Below are 3,694 nucleotides of genomic sequence, written 5' to 3' on the forward strand. Positions count from 1 at the left end.
AACAGAGTTTATTTGAATGAAGTAAAAATTCAAAGGCTTCAAAATTGCAGTAGTAATTGTAATAACTCTTGGTTTTATCATCCTGCCAAACTACCGAAACAAGTTCTCTTGTAGTTGGAAAACTTTTCGTCAATAGTAACAATTTCCATCTTCTCAACAATGGCAGTGGCTATAATCAACCTGTCAAACGGGTCTTTATGCATTGGCAAAAGCGGAACATTATCGTATTCGGAAAGATATTTTTCATTAATGGGTAATACCGAAATATCATAGCTAAGCGCACTTTGAAAATAATTGTTTAATGATTGGCTGAGCTTTAATTTTCCTGTTTTCAGTTTAATGGCTATTTCGGCCGGCGGCTTTGTGCAGATGGGGAATAGTATTCCGTCTGCTCGGAACTGATGCCCGGATTTATTTTGAAGACAAAGATAAGTACAAAAGCTGGTAGATATTTGTCAAGCCCAAACTACTGCTGAATAGGATTACAAAGGCTCATTGTACCTTCGTCAGCCCTACTGTCTGTCTAAAAATGTTTCATTGGATTACCCATTTAGTCCGAGGGGTTTAATAACTGTTGTGATGAAATGTTGAATTGAATTATTGTTTCCATGATACTCATAAGGAACTTTGTCAAATTCATCCCAAGCATTTTGCAATGCTGTTAAGTATTCGTTTGTTATTTCGGGAACCCCAAAATCAACGCCTTTGGGATTTAAAAACAATCTCTCTAACCACTGACGGGTTGTTGTTGCGCCAATGTTGTCGGGGTAGTAAGAAAACTCAAAGTAAGTTGAAAGTATTAAGTCAAGCCGCCTTCGTCTAAAGCTAATAGAAATTTTCGCGTCGTCCGCTTGACAAATTGAATGTACACACCAACCTAAGCACCTGATAATATCAATTACACGGTTATCTGTTTCTTGCTCTTTTGCTAAATCAAGCCAATCTTTCATTATTGAGAATTGCTCGTAAATCATCTTGTGAGCAAATGAAGGATATACAGAATCCTCATCGTATTCATTTTGGGACGGAATTATTTCAATTAAAAGGTCTGTAAAATGTCTGAAATAAAAAAGCCACATGTGACACTCACTGTCTCGGTAAATTGTTTCCCTTACCATGTAGTTAAAATAAACAATAGCAATGTAAATTTTCTGATTCCAAAGTTCTGACTCTAAATCATGGTCACATTTCTTTATCAAAAATTCTCTTTGTGTAGTGTCATGCTTTAACGACTTAACACCACCCTCGCCAACCGGATACCAAACATAATTTGCAGAAGCTGATTTTGTGTGAGCAAAAAGAGAGAAAAGGATAGGGATGTCATACTCCTTGTTCATTTCCGAAACTGATGAATTGGTTCCGTTCATGATTTTTAATTCCTGTATTAGCAATTGATTTTTATTCTCAAAAAGACATTCAATAAACAGTTTTACAAGGTCTTGGTTAGAAGCTTCTTTGGTTTCCATCCCACTAAAAGCAGTTGCAAAGAGTTCAGGGTATTTATTTGCAGACTTGCGAATAAAAGTTTCGTCTTGAATTATATGCCCATAAACCCATGACGCAAATAAAGTTCTCTGTGGCTCAACTAATTTATCAGATGCATTATCTTTTTCCGTTCGCCTTCTTAAGATAATGTCAATGTTTTCCTTCTGTGGAAGATGCGAAATCCCTTGAAGATATTTATGTATATCCGTAATGTGATACTTATTAATGTAATTTACCAGTAGGTCAATCTCATTTTCCTTTAAATAAGTTTTGTAAAGTGTAATCATTCTTTTTAAACGGCTTGTAGAAAAATAGCCGAATGAAACTTTGACAATTGGAAAAAAAATTATTGTTAGAGCTAAAATGTATGCCCATGTTGAGCTTGGTAAACCATTCTTAACGGTGAAGATTGAAAGGCATGGAAACCAGTTAGTAATTATCCAGTCAAATGACATTAGGTAATGAATGACAAAAAGGGAAGCGATGAAAACTCCAATTTCAAACTTTGAAAAGAAAAGTAAAATAAATCGTCTTTCCTTACTTGGGATGATTGCCCAAACTGCAAGTGCTAACCCTAAAATGGTAAGAAAGTCTGATGGTTGCATTAGTTGCTATAATTATTTTCTACTTAAATTAAAGTCTGTCAGTTAAAAGTTTGTACTGTCGCCAAAGGGTTGCCGGTAACATAAAAGGATACAATGCTTATGTGCTTTTTATTTGCAATATCCTCTATTACCTGCCGGGCTGTTTCTGAAGGTGAAGCATCGCCTTCCAGGAACCATATTAATGCATGGGTATCAAGCAGTAAATCCATTACATGTAATCTTCAAGGTCTTCAAGTGGTTCATTAAAATCAGGTGACATATATACAACGCTGCCTTTTAATGCACCAAACACTAATGGCTTTTTTTCAATTGTTTTATGAATGTCTTCCGTGAAAGTTACTAATACATCCACAGGCTCATTTATTTCAGGTTGTTCTTCCAAAATAATTTGCCCGTTTTTGTAAACGTCTTTTATTGTGGGTAACATAAATTTTCCTTTATAGTAAAGTTAGTACTTATAATTTATGGAATAATGAACTTAGAAGTTAATGCACATATTTTAGACTGCGCTTTTAAAGTTGCATACAAAATGAATATACACTTGAAAATACCGGTTTTAACGCAATACTTTAATTCACTTCTTGAAAAACTTAGCTATTGGCTTTAGCTTTACGCATTTAAAAATCAGCAATGCTCGCAGGCTTTAATAATGTAACATTTGAATTTGGATCAAGGATTATTGTGGAAGACGCCACCTGGCATATACAGCCGGGTGAGCGCATTGGTTTAATAGGTTATAACGGTACCGGCAAATCAACTCTATTAAAACTATTGGTGGGCGAATACCAGCCTTCTGCCGGCACAGTTGAACGCAGCCGCAATACGTCTGTCGGCTACCTGCACCAGGATCTTTTGAGCTTTGATACCAACGACTCTATCCGGGATGTAGCATTAGGCGCTTTTGAAAAAATAAAACAGCTTGAAGCTGAGATTGAAGCATTAGGCAATGAGCTTGAAAAAACTTCAGATGAAAAAACCCTTTTAATTTATTCTGACAAGCTGCACGAACTGGAAGTGCTTGGGGGCTACAATATTCATCACAAAACAGAAGAAGTGTTGCAGGGGCTTGGTTTTTCAAACGATGATTTAAACCGCCCATACAAAGAATTCAGCGGCGGCTGGCGCATGCGCGTGCTGCTTGCAAAAATGATATTGCAGCAACCTGACCTGTTATTACTCGATGAGCCCACCAACCACCTGGATTTGCCTTCCATTGAATGGCTGGAAAAATATTTGCTGCATTACAAAGGCAGCGTTGTAATTGTAAGCCACGATAAATATTTTTTGAACCGCATGGTTACAAAAATTGTTGAGCTGTACCAGCAGCAACTGCATATTTATTCCGGCAATTATGATTACTATGAAACAGAAAAAGAACAACGCATAGAAATTCAGCAGCGCGCTTATGAAAACCAGCAGGATTATATACGCCAGAATGAAAGATTGATAGAACGATTCAGGGCAAAGGCCAGCAAAGCTTCGATGGCGCAAAGCCTTATCAAAAAATTAGACAGGCTTGACCGCATAGAAAATGTGGAGGTTGAAAGGCCAAACCTTAAAATTAATTTCAGGGTTGATAAGCAGCCCGGCAAAATACTGGCATC

At 36.8% G+C, this 3,694-nt stretch carries 5 protein-coding genes; 1 reads left to right on the forward strand and 4 read right to left on the reverse strand.

The window, feature by feature from the left end; all coding sequences use genetic code 11:
• Positions 1-77 precede the first annotated feature (77 nt).
• From QM629_RS03720 to QM629_RS03735, 4 genes are all read right to left on the reverse strand, one after another.
• Complete coding sequence (locus QM629_RS03720; protein WP_415157331.1) at positions 78-452, reverse strand: type II toxin-antitoxin system VapC family toxin; 375 nt, start codon at positions 450-452, stop codon at positions 78-80.
• A 90-nt stretch (positions 453-542) separates the two neighbouring features.
• On the reverse strand, positions 543-2,090 hold the full coding sequence (locus tag QM629_RS03725; protein ID WP_415157323.1) for a hypothetical protein: 1,548 nt from the start codon (positions 2,088-2,090) through the stop codon (positions 543-545).
• 38 nt (positions 2,091-2,128) lie between these two features.
• Positions 2,129-2,299 (reverse strand): type II toxin-antitoxin system VapC family toxin, encoded by a 171-nt coding sequence (locus QM629_RS03730; protein ID WP_415157325.1) that lies wholly within the window; start codon positions 2,297-2,299, stop codon positions 2,129-2,131.
• Complete coding sequence (locus tag QM629_RS03735) at positions 2,299-2,517, reverse strand: hypothetical protein (RefSeq protein WP_415157327.1); 219 nt, start codon at positions 2,515-2,517, stop codon at positions 2,299-2,301. The genes QM629_RS03730 and QM629_RS03735 overlap by 1 nt, the downstream gene beginning before the upstream one ends.
• Before the next feature lie 203 nt (positions 2,518-2,720).
• On the opposite strand from QM629_RS03735, the gene QM629_RS03740 reads away from it, so the two are divergent.
• On the forward strand, positions 2,721-3,694 hold a 974-nt coding region (locus QM629_RS03740), incomplete at its 3' end, for an ABC-F family ATP-binding cassette domain-containing protein (RefSeq protein ID WP_415157329.1).

Origin of the sequence: Parafilimonas sp. (assembly GCF_047606085.1) — a bacterium.
Taxonomy (GTDB): domain Bacteria; phylum Bacteroidota; class Bacteroidia; order Chitinophagales; family Chitinophagaceae; genus Parafilimonas.

Bases quoted from the DNA above. Each gene is read 5' to 3' on its own strand.
- QM629_RS03730 (WP_415157325.1), bottom strand. From the start codon at position 2,299: ATGGATTTACTGCTTGATACCCATGCATTAATATGGTTCCTGGAAGGC.
- QM629_RS03735 (WP_415157327.1), bottom strand. From the start codon at position 2,517: ATGTTACCCACAATAAAAGACGTTTACAAAAACGGGCAAATTATTTTG.
- QM629_RS03725 (WP_415157323.1), bottom strand. From the start codon at position 2,090: ATGCAACCATCAGACTTTCTTACCATTTTAGGGTTAGCACTTGCAGTT.